The sequence below is a fragment of the Xanthomonas hortorum genome (assembly GCF_011305375.1).
GTDB lineage: Bacteria > Pseudomonadota > Gammaproteobacteria > Xanthomonadales > Xanthomonadaceae > Xanthomonas > Xanthomonas hortorum_E.
On sequence record NZ_VCME01000004.1, the window covers coordinates 384,115 to 401,260 of the forward strand.

Genomic DNA, 17,146 nt, shown 5'->3' on the forward strand with positions numbered 1-17,146 from the left:
ATGCCGCGTAAGGTCCCGCGACGGTGAGCGGGCAAGGACCAGTCGAGATGGTCGGTGTGCATGGTTTTCAATAAAACAGCCTGCAAACTTCCTGGCGCGGTGTCCTCACCGCTTGCGGGACCGTGTGGCGGCATGGATGCCGCCACCGAGCCTCCACGGACGGATTCACGGCGTGTCCCGCGAGCGGTGAGGACATCGCGCCCTCGACCAAAGCGCTTGGGCCATCCAGATGACGCCAAGAGCGGCTAAACCTTACACCGCCCGCGTAACCTCGCCGCACAACCCGATCTGAGCCAGCACCGCCTGCGCCTGACTCAGATGCAGGTCGGCCACGCAGACCTGCAGTACGCCGAATGCAGGTAGTTCGCCGGCGCCGCCCAATAGCGACTCGCCGAACACAAACGCGGTGATGCCCGCATCTTCCAGCGCGTGCTTGGCCAGATGCGCGTCGATGATGTGGCTGGCGCGATACGCGATCTGCATGGTCAATGACGCCCCAGACGTTCGCGCTCGGCGCCCTGCTTCCACTCGCGCAGTGCTGGCAATGCATCGAGTGCGGCCAGATAGTCGCCAGCGGCTTCGAACAGCGGAACGCCGTAGCTGGCAAAGCGCAGTGCGACCGGGGCGAACATGGCATCGACAATGCCGAACTCACCACACAGGTACTGGCCGGCATGCCCGTGCTCGGCGCGCAGGCTGGCCCACAGCGCCTGGATGCGGGTAATGTCACGCTCGGCGGCCGCGTCCCAGTGCGCGCGGCCGGGCGCGCGGGCCAGATCCATCGGCAGTTGGCTACGCAGGGCGGCGAAGCCCGAATGCATTTCCGCCGCGGCAGCGCGTGCCTGCGCCCGCACGGCCAGGTCGGCCGGCCAGCCGCGCCCATCCAGCCAGCGCTCGTTGATGTATTCGCAGATCGCCAGCGAATCCCAGACATGCAAGGTGCCGTCCCACAGCACCGGCACCTGCCGGGTCGGCGAATAGCCGGCGATGCGTGCCTGGAACTCGGGCGTCTCCAGCGGCAGCGCAATCTCCTCGAACGGCACCTGGAAGTGCCGCAGCAGCAGCCACGGGCGCAGCGACCAGGAGGACAGGGTCTTGTCGCCGATCACCAGGCGGGGCAATGACATGCGTGGGGCACTCCGAAGGATCGGCGCAGCGTACGCGTCGGCGGCGATGACAGCCAGCCTGGTTATCGCTCGCCAATGCAGCTGGTCCTGGCCTGGGGTCGACCACACGGAGCCCTTGGCAGCTCGGTGCTTGCCCGCAGGTAACGAAGGCGCGCGATTGCCGCCAACTGCCCGGCTACCCACACGCGTCCTACCCCTAAACCGGTGCCACCGCCTAAACTTGTGGTTTACCTATTGCTGATGCGCGCATGTCCGAGACCCTAGCCACCGACGCCACCGCCCCGGCGGAGAAGAAAGACTTCATCCGCCAGATCGTCCGCGAGGATCTGGCCAGCGGCAAGCACACGGTCATCCGCACCCGCTTCCCGCCCGAGCCCAACGGCTACCTGCACATCGGCCACGCCAAGGCGATCTGCCTGGATTTCGGCCTGGCGGCCGAGTTCGGCGGGCTGTGCAATCTGCGCCTGGACGACACCAACCCGGCCAAGGAAGACCCCGAGTTCGTGGTCGCCATCCAGGACGACGTGCGTTGGCTGGGCTTCGAATGGGCGCAGCTGCGCCACGCCTCTGACTATTTCGAGGTGTATTACCTGGCTGCGGAAAAACTGATCCGCGACGGCCATGCCTTCGTCTGCGATCTCTCCGCCGAACAGGTGCGCGAATACCGCGGCACGCTGACCGAGCCCGGCCGCAATTCGCCGTTCCGCGAGCGCAGCGTCGAGGAAAACCTGGAACTGTTCCGGCGCATGCGCGCCGGCGAATTCCCCGATGGCGCGCGCACGCTGCGCGCCAAGATCGACATGGGCAGCGGCAACATCAACCTGCGCGATCCGGCGCTGTACCGCATCAAGCACGTCGAGCACCAGAACACCGGCAACGCATGGCCGATCTACCCGATGTACGACTTCGCGCATTCGCTGGGCGATGCTGTGGAAGGCATCACCCATTCGCTGTGCACGCTGGAATTCGAAGACCACCGCCCGCTGTACGACTGGTGCGTTTACAAGGTGGATCTGGCCGCGCATCCGGAGTTGCTGCAGCCGCTGCTGGACAAGGGCCTGCCGCGCGAGGCGGCCAAGCCGCGCCAGATCGAATTTTCGCGCCTCAACATCAACTACACGGTGATGAGCAAGCGCAAACTCACCGCGCTGGTGGAAGAACAGCTGGTGGACGGCTGGGACGACCCACGCATGTACACGCTGCAGGGCCTGCGTCGGCGCGGCTACACGCCGGCGGCGATGCGACTGTTCGTGGATCGGGTCGGCATCAGCAAGCAGAATTCGCTGATCGATTTCTCGGTGCTGGAGGGCTGCCTGCGCGAGGATCTGGATACAGCTGCGGCACGCCGCATGGCGGTGATCGACCCGATCAAGCTGGTGCTGAACAATCTGCCGGAAGGCCACACCGAGACGCTGACTTTTTCCAATCACCCCAAGGACGAGAGCTTCGGCACGCGTGAGGTGCCGTTCTCGCGTGAGCTGTGGATCGAGCGCGAAGATTTTGCCGAAGTGCCGCCAAAGGGTTGGAAGCGTCTGGTGCCGGGTGGCGAAGTGCGCCTGCGCGGCGCCGGCATTGCGCGCGTGGACGAGGTGATCAAGGACGCTGCTGGCGAGATCGTGGAGCTGCGTGGCTGGCTGGATCCGGAATCGCGTCCGGGCATGGAAGGCGCCAACCGCAAGATCAAGGGCACCATCCATTGGGTCAGCGCCGCGCATGCGGTGGAAGCGGAAATCCGCTTGTACGATCGTCTGTTCTCGGTCGAAAAGCCCGACGACGAATCCGAAGGCAAGACCTACCGCGACTATCTCAACCCCGAGTCCAAGCGCAGCGTGCGCGGCTATGTGGAGCCGAGCGCCGCGCAGGCTGCGCCCGAGCAGTCGTTCCAGTTCGAGCGTACCGGCTACTTCGTTGCCGATCGCCGCGACCACAGTGCCGCCACGCCGGTGTTCAATCGCAGCGTGACCCTGCGCGACACCTGGGCCAAATGAGTCAACTCCGCACCGGATGGCAGCCATCCGGTGCGGATGCGGCAGTGACAGCCGCAGCGACGCGTGGCATCCGGTTAGCGGCGCGCTGCTGGCTGCCACGCGCGTCACGCACCCCACGTGACGCCACCTCAGAGCGTTGTCTTCTGAGCTAATGAACAATTGAACAAGCGCAATGGAGCCTGCGTGCCGCACTTCATTGCATGCTGCACGGCATAAAGGAGCAGCACGATGCGTGAGCGCTTGATGGTGGGTGTCGCCTGCGGGATCGGTGCAGGCGCGTTGTGGGGATTGGTGTTTCTGGCGCCGCAATTGCTGGCGGCATTTACGCCGTTGCAACTGGCCGTGGCACGCCATCTGTCGTATGGCGCAGTGGCAGCGTTGGTGCTGGCACCGCGCGCACGCCAGACCGCTGCGCGGATGGGGCGCGCCGAATGGTGGGCGCTGGTGCGTCTGAGCTTGTTGGGCAATCTGATCTATTACGTGCTGCTCGGCAGCGCGGTGCAGTGGGCCGGCAGTGCGGCCACCGCGCTGATCATCGGCCTGTTGCCGGTGGTGGTCACGGTGATCGGCACGCGTGCCGCCGGCGCAGTGCAATTGCGGCGCCTGGCTGCGCCGTGCCTGTTATGCGTCATTGGCGTGGCGCTGGTCGCCCTGGACACCTTGCAACACGATTCCGGCCAGCACGCCAGCGATCGCGCCACGCGCATTGCCGGCCTGCTGTGCGCGTTCGGTGCGTTGGCATCGTGGTCGGCCTATTCGATCGTCAATGCGCGCTGGCTGCGGCGGCGCCCGGACCTGTCCGGCGGCGATTGGTCGCTGCTGACCGGCGTGGTCACCGGTGCACTGGCGCTGGTGCTGGCGCCGGCCGCGCTGATCGGCAGCGCGACGCACGCGCCGATCGAATGGGCGAGTTTCTGGGGCATTTCGCTGTTGCTGGGCATCCTGGCCTCGGTGATCGGCAACGCATTGTGGAACCGGGCCAGCCGCGTGTTGCCACTGACCCTGGTCGGCCAGATGATCGTGTTCGAAACGATCTTTGCGCTGCTGTACGGCTTTGCCTGGGAAATGCGCCTGCCCACGCCGCTGGAGCTGGCCGCTATTACCTGTTTATTGGTCGGCGTGTTGTGGTGCGCGGCGCTGCATGCGGAGGCGAAATGACACAGTCGGCTTGCAATGCGTGATAAACCGCAATGGACTCCACTGAGACGGATTACCCGGCCTCATTGTCTGCACAAGATCAGCTGGTGATAAATCGCTACTACGGACACGACCAAACCGCCGTAAGGCCTGAAGCATGCACGAGTGTGCGGTGCCCTCGCCACTGGCGGGACACGCCGTGAATCCGTCCGTGGAGGCTCAGTGGCGGCATCCATGCCGCCACATGGTCCCGCAATTGGCGAGGACACCGCACCAGAAAGTTTGCCGGCTGTTTTATTGAAAACCCTGCACACCGACCATCTCGACTGGTCCTTGTCCGCTCACCGTCGCGGGACCTTACGCCGCGTAAGAGCCTACATGGATGTACTTGCGGCGTGTCCCGCGATGGTGGGTGGGCAAGGGCCCTGCAGCAAATCCGCAAATCAGCCGCTCTACAAGTGAGCTATCCCCACTGACCAACCACTTCATCAACAGCTGCATGGTCTAGAACGTGTAGATCCAAACCCGGCAGCAGTGACTGACCCACGTCTTGCCACACTCCGCACATCAGGGGCTTACCATGGCAGCTCACATGTCCTGATCGGAGCGGCCGCATGTCCCGTCCTTTGTCCTGGTGTCTGAGCAGCTTGTTGTTGCTGGCCTGTCTTGTGTCGATCGGTTGCGTCGCCGCACCACCGACCGATGCCGCCACGCCGCCTCCAGCCACCGGCTCGGCCAGCGGCACAGCGACCGGCAAGCCGATCACCGTCACTACCACCTGTCGCACCGATGCCGATTGCACGGTAAAGAACGTCGGCAACTGCTGTGGCGCATTTCCCGCCTGCGTCAACGTCGACAGCGCCACCGACCCCAAAGGCGTGATGGCACAGTGCCAGGCCAGCGGCATGATGAGCGTGTGCGGATTCCGCGAGATCAGCGCCTGCCAGTGCGTGGCCGGGCAATGTGCCGCAAAGGACGCCCAGGCCGATACACTGCGCCCCGCTCCCCCCTCTACAGAAACGGTCCACTGATGCTTTACGCGCAAGTCCACCTCACGCTGCCCGACTGGATCCACGCGCATGTCGATGACAGCCGCGCCTATCCCAGCGACGCCGACAAGGTGGCGCTGGCGATCGAGCTGTCGCGGATGAACGTGCAGGAACGCAGCGGCGGCCCGTTCGGCGCGGTCGTGTTCGGCCCGGATCACCGCATCATCGCTGCGGCAGTGAACCGCGTGGTGCCGCAGACCACCTCGCTGGCGCATGCTGAAAACATGGCCTATATGCTCGCGCAGCAGCGCCTGCAGACGCCGCGCCTGAACGATGTGCTGTCGCCGGTGACGCTGGCCACCTCTGCGCAGCCGTGCTGCCAGTGCTACGGCGCCACCGTGTGGGCCGGCATCGATCGTCTACTGATCGGCGCACGCGCCGAAGACGTGATGGCATTGACCGAATTCGACGAAGGCCCGCTGCCCGCCGATTGGGTGGGCGAACTCACCCGCCGCGGCATCGAGGTGGTGCGCGACGTGCATCGCGACCAGGCCTGCACCGTGCTGCGTAACTACGGCGAGGGCGGCGGTGACCATTATTGATCTCGAACGCCTCGATCAAGCACGCCAGGCACTGCGATGAGCGGCCTGCTGTGTTATTGCCGCCAAGGCTTTGAGCCGGAGCTGGCTGCCGAGTTGAGCGCACGCGCCGCATTCGTCGGCATCGCCGGCTATGCGCGCACGCAACGCAACGATGGCTATGTGCTGTTCGTCTGCGATGAGGCCGCACAACTGGCCGCCAAGCTGCACTGGCGCGAGTTGATCTTCGCGCGGCAGAAGCTGGTGGTCATTGCCGAGCTGAAAGGCATCGACCCCAAGGACCGCATCACGCCGATCCTGGCCGCACTGGAAGGGCAGCAGCGCTTCGGCGATCTATGGGTGGAACACCCGGATTCGGACGCGGGCAAGCCGCTGGCAGGGCTGGCACGCAGCTTCGGCAATGCGCTGCGTCCGGCCTTGCGCAAGGCCGGCCTGCTCACCGACAAACCGCAGCCGCGCCAGGCACGCCTGCACATCTGCTTTCTCGATGGCGACCACGCCTTGCTGGCAGTGGCCGACAGCGCCGACAGCGCACCGTGGCCGCTGGGCATTCCACGTTTGAAGCTGTTGCCGGAGGCGCCATCGCGCTCGGCGCTCAAACTCGACGAAGCACTACTCACCCTGCTCACACCCGAAGAACGCGAAGCGCTGGTCAAGCCAGGCATGCGCGCGGCCGATCTGGGCGCGGCGCCTGGCGGCTGGACCTGGGTGCTCACGCGCCAGCACGTGCATGTCACCAGCGTCGACAACGGCCCGTTGCGCGAGCATGTCCTGGAAACCGGTCTGGTCGAGCATCTGCGCGCCGACGGGTTTCATTGGAAGCCTGCGCAGCCGCTGGACTGGATGGTCTGCGACATGGTCGAGCAACCGCGTCGCGTCGCCGAACGCATGGCCACCTGGATCCGCGAAGGCTGGTGCCGCAACACCATCTTCAACCTCAAGCTGCCGATGAAAAAGCGCTGGGACGAAACCCGCCTGTGTCTGGATCTGTTCGAGCAACAGTCCGAGAAATCGCTGATCGTGCGCGCCAAGCAGCTGTATCACGATCGCGAAGAGATCACGGTGCTGGCGATGCGGGGCTGAGAGCTGGGATTGGGGATTCGGGATGGGGGATTCGTAAAAGCGGGGGATTGGTGGCGTCATTGCTTTGGGCGCTGGTGAGCATTCGCGTGGCTTGATGTGATGTTTCACCCGCGCGCAGTCGCAGTGTTGGCAGTCCGGCGTGATTGCTGGGCAGCCGCTCCGTTAGTGGACGCACGGCCTGTGGTACGTCACCGTGGCAGGCTGGTGCGCGCCAGCCTGCTCGCATGGCTCAGGCGGGCTTGCCCCGTCGATTGACGAAGCGAGGCGCGATCACAGCACGATCCGCTTGCTGCCCTCGCGGGCCGAGCGGTAGATCGCATCGACGATGCGGATGTCGCGCAGGCCTTCTTCGCCGGGCGCACGCAGCGGTGTGCCGTTGATGATCGCCAGTGCGTCTTCGTCCATTTGCAACGCCTGCTGGTGCGGCACCTTGGCGTCGAACACGCGTCCATCGCTGGCCTTGCCGGTCACGCCCTGATAGCTCTGGAACGGCGACAGCTCGTACCAGCCGCGCTCGCACTCGGCGCGCAGCACATTCATGTTCTTCCCGAAGCTGGTCTTGCACTCGGCACGCACTGAATTGGGAAATTCAAGCGTGAAGTCCATATGCTCGTCGACTTCGTCGAACAGGTCGGGACGATCGGTCCAGCGCTTGGCCGTCACTGCCAGTGGCTCGGTGCCCACCGTGTAGCGCGCGGCATTGAGCGGATAGACGCCCATGTCGTACATCGCACCGCCACCGAATTGCGAACGCAACCGCCACGGACGGTCGGCCTTGGTCGCATCGTGATAACCGTTGTAACCGGCCTCGGCACGCACACGCTGCATCGCACCGAACGGCTTTTCGCTGGCCATCGCAATCAGGCGACGCGTATTGGGTTCGTGCTGCATGCGGTAGCCGATCGTCAGCGCCACCTTGTTGCGTTTGCAGGCCTTGATCATGGCCTCGCATTCGCCGGCATGCATCGCCATCGGCTTTTCGCACCACACATGCTTGCCGGCCGCCGCCGCGCGCAGGGTCAGCGGCGCATGCAAATGGGTTGGCGTGACGATGTACACCACGTCGATCTCGTCGTTGTCGGCGATGCGATCGAAGTTCTCGTAGTTGTAGACGTTGCGATCGGCGATGCCGTACTTGGCCTGCCACTGCGGAATCTTCGAGGGAGTGCCGGTGACGATGCCGGCCAGCTTGCAATGTTTGGTCAATGCCAGACCCGGCGCGAGTTGTTCGCTGGCATAACTGCCCAGGCCGGCCAACGCCACATTCAGCGGTTTTCCAGGCTTTTTCTTCGGCAATGCCCAGCCAGGCGCGGCGAGTAGAATGCCTGCACCGCCGAAGGCAGCGAGCAAGCGGCGACGTGTGATCGATTCCACGGACATGCAAACCTCCTTCGCAAGATGAGAGCGGCTGACACAGCCAGCGCGCGCAATCGTCATCTGACGACGACGCACTCAACCGGAGTGCCAGCGGATACATGCCGCACCGCGTCCCAATCGCGCCGCCCGAAGGTGGGCGCCATCGTAAAACTGGTCGCCGTCGGCCAATGCTGCCCGGGCACCTTACTTGATCGTGCGTGATCACCGCCATGGTCGCGGCGCACGTTCTGGCACACTGCCAACGATCCCATCCGGAGCATGTCGCATGATCGCTGTCGCACGCCGTCGTTTCCTTCCCCTGGCGTTGCTGTTGTCCAGCTCGCTGGCGGTTGCCGCCGATGCGCCCTTCGTTGCGCGCGACCTGATCGGCGATGGCGCCTTCACGCATAACGCCGAGGGTCCAGCAGCCGGGCCAGATGGCGCACTCTATGCGGTGAATCTGGGCAAGGACGGCACCATCGCACGCATCGTCTTGCACGCCGATGGCAGCGCAAAAGCCGAGGTCTTTGTGACCTTGCCCGAAGGCAGCACCGGCAACGGCATCCGCTTCCGCGACGGCGCGATGTATGTGGCCGATTACACCGGCCATAAAATTCTGCGCGTGAACATGCAAACGCGCGCAGTGAGCACCTTCGCCGCGCTGCCCGATGCCGATGGCCCCAACGATCTGGCACTCGCACCCGATGGCAGCTTCTATGCAAGCGACCCGAACTGGAAGGACAACAGCGGGCGCCTGTGGCAGATCAGTCGCGAGGGCGTCGTGCAATTGCTGGAAGCCGGCATGACCACGCCCAACGGGCTGGACGTCAGCCCCGACGGCAAGCATCTCTACGTCAACGAAAGCATGTCGCGCAAAGTGTGGGTGTACGACCGCGTCGATGGCGGCCTGCGCAACAAACGCCTGCTGATCGAATTCCCCGACTTCGGCATGGACGGCATGCGTTGCGATGCCGACGGCAATCTCTACATCGGCCGCTACGACGCCGGGCAGATTGCAGTGGTCTCGCCACAGGGCAGGTTGCTGCGCACGGTCGCACTGAAAGGCCGCAAGGCCAGCAATGTCGCGTTCGGCGGCACCGATGGCAAACAGGTGTTCGTCACCTTGCAGGATCGCGGCGCAATTGAAACGTTCAGATCAGATCGCCCGGGACGCGAAACCGGACGCTGAAACTGCTGCCCGCGTCGCACTGGTTCTCAGGTCGCGCAACAGCGTCCTGGCATCCTGCAGATCACCTGTAGAGGACTCCCCCATGCAACCGATCGAACTCAAGGACGCAGCCGCCTTCGGCAACGAATTCCTGCGTCTGACCCTGCTGCAGGGTTTCCAGTCGCTGACCAAGCGCGATCTGGAATTGCTGATCTTCGTGCTGCTAGAACGCGACGGCGCCATCTCGCGCAACAGCTCCAACGCGATGGTCGCGCTGCACCTGCGGGTGACCTCGGCAAAGGTCAAGGCCTTGCGTCGCGATGGCTATGCGCGCTGGCGCTCGCTGGTGCCCGAAGAAGGCGACGCCGCGATGCAGCGCATCGTCGCCAACGTGCTCACCGAAGACAATCTGCGCTCCGGTGCCAAGCACGTCAGCGAACGCAGCCGCAAGGAAGGATTTCTGGCGGTGCGCATCGAACACCCGGATGATGCGCAGCAATTCGAGCAGGCCATTCTCGATGTCGGCGCCCTGCCGGTGTACGAGCGCAATCGCGAAGTGGTTGCGGTGCGTTTCGACACGCTGCTGAAGATCGCCGAACGCTGGGGCTATCTGCAGCCGGATCCGCAGGCCACCGTGCGTGAACTGCAAAAGCTCACGCCCACCGCTGAAGAAGTGGGGGATCTGTTGAAGAAGGACATCGCGCAACTGCGGTGGGAAGACGTGCGGCGCGCACTCAACAGTCTGGGTGCCAAGGCCGTGGCCAGCACCGCCGAGGGCGGCTTGAAGGGATTGTTGAAGATCGTGTTCCCGTTCATTCCTGGCTGAGCAGGACGCACAGTGGCGTGTCACCCGGTGGCGTGCGATCACCGTGGCGACACGCCATGCATCCTGGCTCATCACCAACGCAGATCCTCGCAAGGGGCGCCACACGTTCTAGACTTGCGGGCTGTTCCACATCAGGGGGATCTGATGACCATCACCACCCGCATCACCGTAACGACCATCTTGCTGCTTTTGGGCAGCAACGCTTTCGCGCAACAAACGCCCACACCCGCCAGCAGCATGCCGCTGGTCGACGTTCCCAACGTCATTCGCACCCAGCCGCTGTCCAGCGGCGACGTCACCCACCAGACTCAGTTGGAGCGCCCACGCGGCGAATCCAGCGTGATCGTGCGTTCGATTCAACCCAGCAGCGTGGTCGGCAGCTACCGCATCGACTTTCAGGCGATGGATACCGATGGCGACGGCCGCATCAGCCGCGCCGAAGCGCAGGCCAACCCCGCGCTGGCCGACGAATTCGATGCGCTAGACACGCGCCATAGCGGCCACCTGATCCGCGAACAGCTCGCCGGCTGGTTGATCCAGTAACCAAGAGCGACCAACAAAACCTGCCAAACGCCGTAGCGATAGCGCACGCGCCTTCGTTGACGCCTGGCCCGTTGTCGGACACGGAAGTGACATTCTTCGGATCGAAAGGAGCCGATCGACCGTACCTCATCGAACGGCCGCAAAACGCACACTGCTCGCAACCAAGCTCACCGACCACCTCCACTGGTCCTTGCCCGCCCACCGTCGCGGGACCTTACGCGGAAGGGCCTACATGGACGTACTTGCGGCGTGTCCCGCGAGGGTGGGCGGGCAAGGACCCTGCAGCCAGCCTGCAGATCAGTCGCTCACACGAGCCAACACACCGGCACTACGCCATCGCGCACCACGCTTCGTTTGTCATCGCATTTGCCTAGATGGACGTACCTGCAGCAGGTCCCGCGATGCTGGGCGGGCAAGGACCTTGCAGCCAGGCCACAGATCAGTCGCTCTACACGTGCCAACACGCCGCCGCTACGCCATCGCGCACCGCGCTTCGTTTGTCGTCGCATTTGCCTCTTGCAGCGCCCGCTTTGGTCGGCTAGATTGTATTTAACGGATACAATTTGGATGGATCGATGACCGCTCGCCTGGCACTTGCCGCAGACCTTGGCTACCAACTGCAACTGGCCGCATTGGCGTCCAGCCATGCCGCGCGCCAGGAGCTGGCCGAGCTACAGCTCACCCCGGCGCGCGTCACCGCGTTGATCCATATCCGCGACCAGCCCGGCTGCGACCAGACCGAACTCGGTAACCGCCTGCTGGTCAATCGCGCCGCCGGTATGAAGATCGCCAACCTCCTGGCCGAGCAAGGCCTGATCGAACGCCTGGCCGGTCGCGATCGGCGCAGCAAGGGCCTGTACCTCACGCCATCGGGCGAACGCACGCTTGCCATGGCGCAGGCCTGCCTGGCCCGCGCGGTCGAGCGCACCTGCAGTGATCTGCAGGCCTCCGAGCGACAAACACTGCTGCGCCTGCTGTGCAAATTGAACGCCAGCGCCGCACTGGAACGGGCCGGCGTGGCAGACACCGCGCTGACCGAAGAACTCTGATCCCCGCACCATTACGACTCCAAGGAGACGCCGCTTGAACGAGCATGACGTGGTATCGGTCCGCATCGAAAACCGCATTGCCTGGGTGAAGTTTGCACGCCCCGACAAGCGCAATGCGATGAGCCCGGCGCTCAATCGCCGCATGATGGATGTGCTGGACGAGCTGGAATTCGACGACAACGTCGGCGTACTGGTGCTCGGCGGCGAAGGCACCGCCTGGTCGGCCGGCATGGATCTGAAGGAATACTTCCGCGAAACCGAAGCCCAGGGCCTGCGTGGCGTACGCCGCTCGCAGCGCGAATCCTACGGATGGTTCCGCCGCCTGCGCTGGTACCAGAAGCCCACCATCGCCATGGTCAACGGTTGGTGTTTCGGTGGTGGCTTTGGCCCGTTGTTCGCCTGCGATCTGGCGATTGCCGCCGATGAAGCGCAGTTTGGCCTGTCTGAAATCAACTGGGGCATCCTGCCCGGCGGCGGCGTCACCAAGGTCGCGGTGGAATTGCTGTCCATGCGCGATGCGATGTGGATGACGCTGACCGGCGAAATGGTGGACGGCAAGAAAGCTGCCGAATGGCGCCTGGTCAACGAAAGCGTGCCGCTGGAACGGTTGGAAACGCGCACCCGCGAAGTGGCCGAGTTGCTGCTCAAGAAAAACCCGGTCGCACTGAAATACGCAAAAGATGCAGTGCGCCGCGTCGGCACCATGACCTACGACGAAGCCGAAGACTATCTGGTGCGCATGCAGGAAGCAGCCAATTCCTTCGACAACAACGCCCGCAAGGAAGGCATCCGTCAGTTCATCGACGAAAAGAGCTACAAGCCCGGCCTGGGCGAATACGACCTCACTAAAAACAGCGCCTGAGTAACGCCTACGGCGCCTGACGCGATGCGTGCACAACACGCATCGCTGGCGCTGCCAGTGGTTTTTCGCACCGAGGAGGCAGTATGGAAGCCTTGTCCGCAACCCTGCGCGGGATTGCCGCGCGTGGGCCGTTGGGTCTGTTCATCGATGGTCAGTGGCGCGCCAGCACCGGCGATCGCCATGTCGATGTGATCGCGCCGCACACCGAAGAGCGCCTGCTGCGTTACACCGAACCCTCCTCTGCCGATACCGATGCGGCAGTCGCTGCTGCGCGTGCCGCGTTCGACACCGGCCCCTGGCCACAGCTGTCGCCGCCCGAACGTGGCGTGGTGCTCAAGCGCATTGCCGAACACCTGCGTGCACGCATGCCGGAACTGGCCGAGGCCTGGACCGGCCAGGTCGGCGCCACCATCGGCTTCAGCCGCCGCGCCTCGCAGCAAGCGCCCGGCCTGTTCGATTACTACGGCGACCTGATCGCCACCCATCCGTTCGTGGAGCCGCGTACACGCGCCAACGGTGGCCGCGTGCATGTCGTGCAGGAACCGGTCGGCGTGGTCGCGGCGATCACGCCATGGAACGCCCCATTGGTGCTGCTCTGCTACAAGGTCGCCGCCGCATTGGCCGCCGGTTGCACGGTGGTGGCCAAGCCCTCCCCGGAAACACCGATCGATGCCTACATCCTGGCTGAATGCATCAGCGCCGCCGGTGTCCTCGATGGCGTGTTCAATCTGTTGCCGGCCGGTCGCGAGGTCGGCGAACAACTGATCGGTCATCCGCAGGTGGACAAGGTGAGCTTTACCGGTTCCACCCAGGCGGGCCGAGCGATCGGCATTGCCTGCGCGCAGCGGTTGGCACGGTGCGGGCTGGAGCTGGGCGGCAAATCCGCAGCGATCGTGCTCGACGATGCCGATCTGGCCAAGGTGCTGCCCAGCCTGGTGCCCTACTCCATGCCGATCACCGGCCAGGTGTGCTTCGCGCTCACTCGCGTGCTGGTGCCGGCGCAGCGGCGCGAAGAGATCCTGCAGGCCTATTGCGCGGCATTGAGTGCGCTCAAGCTCGGCGACCCGTTCGCCGCCGATACCGGCATGGGCCCGTTGGCGCTTGGCCGCCAGCTCGAGCGCGTGCAGTCCTACATCGCGCAAGGCAGCGCCGAGGGTGCGCGCCTGGTCATGGGTGGCGGTCGTCCGGCGCACTTGCCGCGCGGTTTCTTTATCGAGCCAACGGTATTTGCCGAAGTGACACCGGACATGACAATCGCTCGCGAAGAGATCTTCGGCCCGGTGGTCAGCTTTATCGATTATCACGACGACGCCGACCTGATCGCCAAGGTCAATGCCAGTGACTTCGGTCTGCACGGCACGGTCTACAGCGAAGATCCCGAGCGCGCGTATCGCATCGCACGCCGTGTGCGCAGCGGCAGCCATTGCATCAATGGCATGTGGGTGGATATCGAGATGCCATTCGGTGGGTTCAAGAATTCCGGTATCGGCCGCGAAGGCGGTATCGAAGGCCTGCACGCATTTCTTGAAACCAGGACCATTTATCTCAGTTAGAGCGTCCATCGACACAACGACGCGTCCGCTACATAAACGCTCGCTACGTTCTGTTGGCCACCTCTGTCAGCCACGTTCAACCTTCAGCTCTCAGCAGTCGCACTCACGCCAGTCACTCCCCAACTCCGCACTCCGGAAGACCGCGCCATGACCATGCCGACCGACTCGATCGCTTTTCACGCCCGTCTTGCGCCACACACGCTCGCCGCACGCGACCTGTTGCTCGGCGTGCAATGGACCTACGCCGAACTCGATGCGTTGATCGGCCGCTTCGCCGCGTTGCTGCAAGCGCGCGGCTGTGCGGATGGCGAACGCGTCGCGGTGCTGGCACGCAATTCGGTCTGGCAGGTAGCGCTGCATTTTGCCTGCGGGCGGGTCGGCGCGATCTATGTGCCGCTCAACTGGCGATTGAGTGCGGCAGAGCTGGATGCCTTGTTACAGCGTGCCGAGCCAAGGCTTTTTTTAGGCGATGACGTCGCCGCCGGGCGCGCCGATGTCGTGCCTCTGATCGACTTCATCGAAGAGGCCAACGCACGTGAACCCGCCGACACCGCGCCGATTCCGCCCGATCGCGTCAGCCTGATCCTGTTCACCTCCGGCACCTCGGGCCAGCCCAAAGGCGTGATGCTGAGCGAGCAGAATCTGCAGCAGGTGGCGCACAACTTCGGCGTCACCACCCGCGTGGATGCGACCAGCAGCTTTCTGTGCGAGGCGCCGATGTTCCATATCATCGGTCTGGTCACCAATGTGCGCCCGGTATTGGCCGTCGGCGGCTCGATCCAGGTGTCCAGCGGCTTCGAACCAAAACGTACCCTGGGCTGGCTGAGCGATCAATCGCTGGGAATCACGCATTACGTCGGCGTGCCGCAGATGATGCAGGCCTTCCGCAGCCAGCCCGGTTTCGATGCGGCCTCGCTGCGTCACCTGACCGCGCTGGTCAGCGGCGGCGCGCCACATGCCAACGAGGATCTGCTCGGCTGGTTGGACGACGGCATCCCGATGGTGTGCGGTTTCGGCATGAGCGAGGCCGGCACGGTATTCGGCATGTCGGTGGACTGCGCGGTGATCCGCAACAAGCTCGGCGCGGTCGGCATTTCGACACCGGCAGTGCAAACGCGCGTGGTCGATGGCGATGGCAACGACTGCCCGGCCGGTGTCCCCGGCGAGCTGTTGTTGCGCGGGCCCAATCTCAGCCCCGGCTATTGGCGCGACCCGCAGGCAAGCGCCGAAGCGCTCGATGAGCACGGCTGGTTCCGCAGCGGCGACATCGTGCAGCGCGATGCAGATGGTTTTTTCTGGGTCGTCGACCGCAAGAAAGACATGTTCATTTCCGGCGGCGAGAACGTCTATCCGGCAGAAATCGAAGCCGTGCTCGCCGAGCATCCGCAAGTGCGCGAATGCGCGGTGGTGGGCATCGCCGACCAGCAGTGGGGCGAAGTCGGTTATCTGGCAATCGTGCCCACCGATGAGGCACCGGATCTGGACCAGATCCGCGCCTATCTGGTCGAACGCCTGGCCAAGTACAAGGTGCCCAAACACCTGCGCGTCGTCGAGACGCTGCCACGCACCGCGACCGGCAAGTTGCAGAAGGCGCGTTTGAAAGAGACATTGGCGAATGAGGCGTGATATGCGTTGGGTGCGTGCTGCGCCCAGCCATCTCCAAGCCATCAATTCAGCGACCGGACGCGGACGACTTGGCCGCACACGACCTGGCCGCACACAACAAAACGGGCAGCCTGGGCTACCCGTTGTTCGCTTGCATCAGACCCACAGCGCAGTGATCGACAGCACGCATCAAGCACTTACCACGGCACTTTCAGTCGATTACGCAGACGCGTCCAGCAGCATGTCGTCTTCGCCGATCTGCTCATCCACCCACACCGCACCCTGCTCGGCCATCACCCCCAACTGGTGCTCCAGCTCGCGCATCAGCAAGCGCACGCCGGGTTTATGGATCGCTGCGCCATCGCGATAGATCACCCCGCCCGCCCGCGCCTGCGAGGGCTGCTGCAACTGGAACGCGCGCAGCTCGCCACGTGCGATATCGCCTGCCACCATCATGCTCGGCATCACCGCAATACTGTCGGTACCGAGCAAAATCTCGCGGGTGAAACTGGCCGAACTGGAACGCAACTGATCGCGTGTGGCCAGGCCGTGTTCGCGCATGACTTGCGCCACGTCACGTTCCACATGCTGGCTCAACGTCGGCAACACCTGTCGATAGGCCGCGGCTTCAGCAATGCGCACCGGGCCGTTGGCAAACAAGGGGTGATCGCTGCGTGCGACCAAGGCGATCGGATCCTGGTACAGCACCTTGCGGATCAGCGCATCGTAACGAGCCAGCGGATACAGCCGACCCACGACCAGGTCGATCTCGTTGCCGGCCAGCTTGGGCAGCAACTCGTCGGTACGACCGTGCAGCAGGCGTACCCGCAACGTTGGCTCGGCGCGGTACAACGCGGCCAGCACGGCCGGCAACAATCCGCTTGCCGCCACCGGCAATGCGCCCACGGTGATGGTGAGCGCATCGTCCTGCAGCAGACCCTCGAAGGTATCTTGCGCACGCCGTAGCTGGCCAAGAACGACATGCGCGGTCTGTACCAGCACCTCGCCCATCGCATTGGGGCGCACGCCGCGCGAATGGCGCTCGAACAACGGCGCGCCGACGATCTCTTCGATCTCCTGCAGGGCACGCGTCAATGCGGGCTGGGTGACGTTCAATACGCGTGAGGCGCGCAACAGGCTTTTTTGCCGGTCCAGCGCCTCGATGACACGTAGATGCCGGACCTTGATGCGGTGTTCGAAGAACACAGAGGACATGGTCATGGGGAGGACCTTACGTTTGGGAAGTCGGGTGAAGCCGCGC

General features: G+C 64.2%; 16 protein-coding genes. 12 read left to right on the top strand and 4 right to left on the bottom strand.

Translation table 11 applies throughout. From position 1 onward, the window contains the following. Positions 1 to 252: 252 nt before the first annotated feature. Entirely contained in the window at positions 253 to 483 is a 231-nt protein-coding gene (locus FFY45_RS04835; protein ID WP_006449566.1) for a putative signal transducing protein, read from the bottom strand. Between the two features lie 2 nt (positions 484 to 485). Next, positions 486 to 1,127, bottom strand: coding sequence for a glutathione S-transferase family protein (locus FFY45_RS04840; protein WP_176339564.1), 642 nt, complete (start codon positions 1,125 to 1,127; stop codon positions 486 to 488). 248 nt (positions 1,128 to 1,375) lie between these two features. Here FFY45_RS04840 and FFY45_RS04845 point away from each other — a divergent pair, with 248 nt between their 5' ends. From FFY45_RS04845 to rlmM, 5 genes are all read left to right on the top strand, one after another. Further along, a complete protein-coding gene (locus FFY45_RS04845) occupies positions 1,376 to 3,115 on the top strand; it encodes a glutamine--tRNA ligase/YqeY domain fusion protein (RefSeq protein WP_176339565.1) in 1,740 nt (579 codons plus the stop codon). A 228-nt stretch (positions 3,116 to 3,343) separates the two neighbouring features. Continuing rightward, positions 3,344 to 4,273, top strand: coding sequence for a DMT family transporter (locus FFY45_RS04850; RefSeq protein WP_176339566.1), 930 nt, complete (start codon positions 3,344 to 3,346; stop codon positions 4,271 to 4,273). Between the two features lie 593 nt (positions 4,274 to 4,866). Then, positions 4,867 to 5,283, top strand: coding sequence for a hypothetical protein (locus FFY45_RS04855; protein ID WP_115039860.1), 417 nt, complete (start codon positions 4,867 to 4,869; stop codon positions 5,281 to 5,283). After that, positions 5,283 to 5,843: a nucleoside deaminase gene (locus tag FFY45_RS04860; protein ID WP_176339567.1), complete on the top strand. Its 561-nt coding sequence runs from the start codon at positions 5,283 to 5,285 to the stop codon at positions 5,841 to 5,843. Before FFY45_RS04855 ends, FFY45_RS04860 begins: the two co-directional genes overlap by 1 nt. Positions 5,844 to 5,879: 36 nt before the next feature. Beyond that, the gene (rlmM, locus tag FFY45_RS04865) at positions 5,880 to 6,923 is read left to right on the top strand and encodes a 23S rRNA (cytidine(2498)-2'-O)-methyltransferase RlmM (RefSeq protein WP_074056737.1); all 1,044 of its coding nucleotides are present in this window, start codon (positions 5,880 to 5,882) and stop codon (positions 6,921 to 6,923) included. 270 nt (positions 6,924 to 7,193) lie between these two features. Here the strand turns inward: rlmM and FFY45_RS04870 are convergent, their stop codons facing one another. Further along, entirely contained in the window at positions 7,194 to 8,303 is a 1,110-nt protein-coding gene (locus tag FFY45_RS04870) for a Gfo/Idh/MocA family protein (RefSeq protein WP_104550651.1), read from the bottom strand. A 262-nt stretch (positions 8,304 to 8,565) separates the two neighbouring features. Here FFY45_RS04870 and FFY45_RS04875 point away from each other — a divergent pair, with 262 nt between their 5' ends. From FFY45_RS04875 to FFY45_RS04905, 7 genes are all read left to right on the top strand, one after another. Next, entirely contained in the window at positions 8,566 to 9,468 is a 903-nt protein-coding gene (locus FFY45_RS04875) for an SMP-30/gluconolactonase/LRE family protein (RefSeq protein ID WP_176339568.1), read from the top strand. 82 nt (positions 9,469 to 9,550) lie between these two features. Then, on the top strand, positions 9,551 to 10,273 hold the full coding sequence (locus FFY45_RS04880) for a hypothetical protein (RefSeq protein WP_023902956.1): 723 nt from the start codon (positions 9,551 to 9,553) through the stop codon (positions 10,271 to 10,273). A gap of 144 nt (positions 10,274 to 10,417) precedes the next feature. Further along, entirely contained in the window at positions 10,418 to 10,816 is a 399-nt protein-coding gene (locus FFY45_RS04885; RefSeq protein WP_176339569.1) for an EF-hand domain-containing protein, read from the top strand. A 575-nt stretch (positions 10,817 to 11,391) separates the two neighbouring features. Next, complete coding sequence (locus FFY45_RS04890) at positions 11,392 to 11,865, top strand: MarR family winged helix-turn-helix transcriptional regulator (RefSeq protein ID WP_006449019.1); 474 nt, start codon at positions 11,392 to 11,394, stop codon at positions 11,863 to 11,865. Positions 11,866 to 11,899: 34 nt separating this feature from the next. Beyond that, on the top strand, positions 11,900 to 12,727 hold the full coding sequence (locus tag FFY45_RS04895; protein WP_006449020.1) for a p-hydroxycinnamoyl CoA hydratase/lyase: 828 nt from the start codon (positions 11,900 to 11,902) through the stop codon (positions 12,725 to 12,727). A gap of 83 nt (positions 12,728 to 12,810) precedes the next feature. Beyond that, positions 12,811 to 14,280, top strand: a complete 1,470-nt coding sequence (locus tag FFY45_RS04900; RefSeq protein WP_176339570.1) for an aldehyde dehydrogenase — start codon at positions 12,811 to 12,813, stop codon at positions 14,278 to 14,280. Positions 14,281 to 14,427: 147 nt separating this feature from the next. Then, complete coding sequence (locus tag FFY45_RS04905; protein WP_176339571.1) at positions 14,428 to 15,906, top strand: AMP-binding protein; 1,479 nt, start codon at positions 14,428 to 14,430, stop codon at positions 15,904 to 15,906. Positions 15,907 to 16,104: 198 nt separating this feature from the next. Here FFY45_RS04905 and FFY45_RS04910 read toward each other — a convergent pair whose 3' ends face one another. Further along, positions 16,105 to 17,106, bottom strand: coding sequence for a LysR substrate-binding domain-containing protein (locus FFY45_RS04910; protein WP_043888995.1), 1,002 nt, complete (start codon positions 17,104 to 17,106; stop codon positions 16,105 to 16,107). Positions 17,107 to 17,146 lie beyond the last annotated feature (40 nt).

Coding starts and splice junctions, on each gene's coding strand:
- FFY45_RS04880 (WP_023902956.1), top strand. CDS start 9,551: ATGCAACCGATCGAACTCAAGGACGCAGCCGCCTTCGGCAACGAATTC.
- FFY45_RS04845 (WP_176339565.1), top strand. CDS start 1,376: ATGTCCGAGACCCTAGCCACCGACGCCACCGCCCCGGCGGAGAAGAAA.
- FFY45_RS04835 (WP_006449566.1), bottom strand. CDS start 483: ATGCAGATCGCGTATCGCGCCAGCCACATCATCGACGCGCATCTGGCC.
- FFY45_RS04910 (WP_043888995.1), bottom strand. CDS start 17,106: ATGACCATGTCCTCTGTGTTCTTCGAACACCGCATCAAGGTCCGGCAT.
- FFY45_RS04850 (WP_176339566.1), top strand. CDS start 3,344: ATGCGTGAGCGCTTGATGGTGGGTGTCGCCTGCGGGATCGGTGCAGGC.
- FFY45_RS04875 (WP_176339568.1), top strand. CDS start 8,566: ATGATCGCTGTCGCACGCCGTCGTTTCCTTCCCCTGGCGTTGCTGTTG.
- FFY45_RS04905 (WP_176339571.1), top strand. CDS start 14,428: ATGACCATGCCGACCGACTCGATCGCTTTTCACGCCCGTCTTGCGCCA.
- FFY45_RS04860 (WP_176339567.1), top strand. CDS start 5,283: ATGCTTTACGCGCAAGTCCACCTCACGCTGCCCGACTGGATCCACGCG.
- FFY45_RS04885 (WP_176339569.1), top strand. CDS start 10,418: ATGACCATCACCACCCGCATCACCGTAACGACCATCTTGCTGCTTTTG.
- FFY45_RS04870 (WP_104550651.1), bottom strand. CDS start 8,303: ATGTCCGTGGAATCGATCACACGTCGCCGCTTGCTCGCTGCCTTCGGC.
- FFY45_RS04855 (WP_115039860.1), top strand. CDS start 4,867: ATGTCCCGTCCTTTGTCCTGGTGTCTGAGCAGCTTGTTGTTGCTGGCC.
- rlmM (WP_074056737.1), top strand. CDS start 5,880: ATGAGCGGCCTGCTGTGTTATTGCCGCCAAGGCTTTGAGCCGGAGCTG.
- FFY45_RS04840 (WP_176339564.1), bottom strand. CDS start 1,127: ATGTCATTGCCCCGCCTGGTGATCGGCGACAAGACCCTGTCCTCCTGG.
- FFY45_RS04890 (WP_006449019.1), top strand. CDS start 11,392: ATGACCGCTCGCCTGGCACTTGCCGCAGACCTTGGCTACCAACTGCAA.
- FFY45_RS04900 (WP_176339570.1), top strand. CDS start 12,811: ATGGAAGCCTTGTCCGCAACCCTGCGCGGGATTGCCGCGCGTGGGCCG.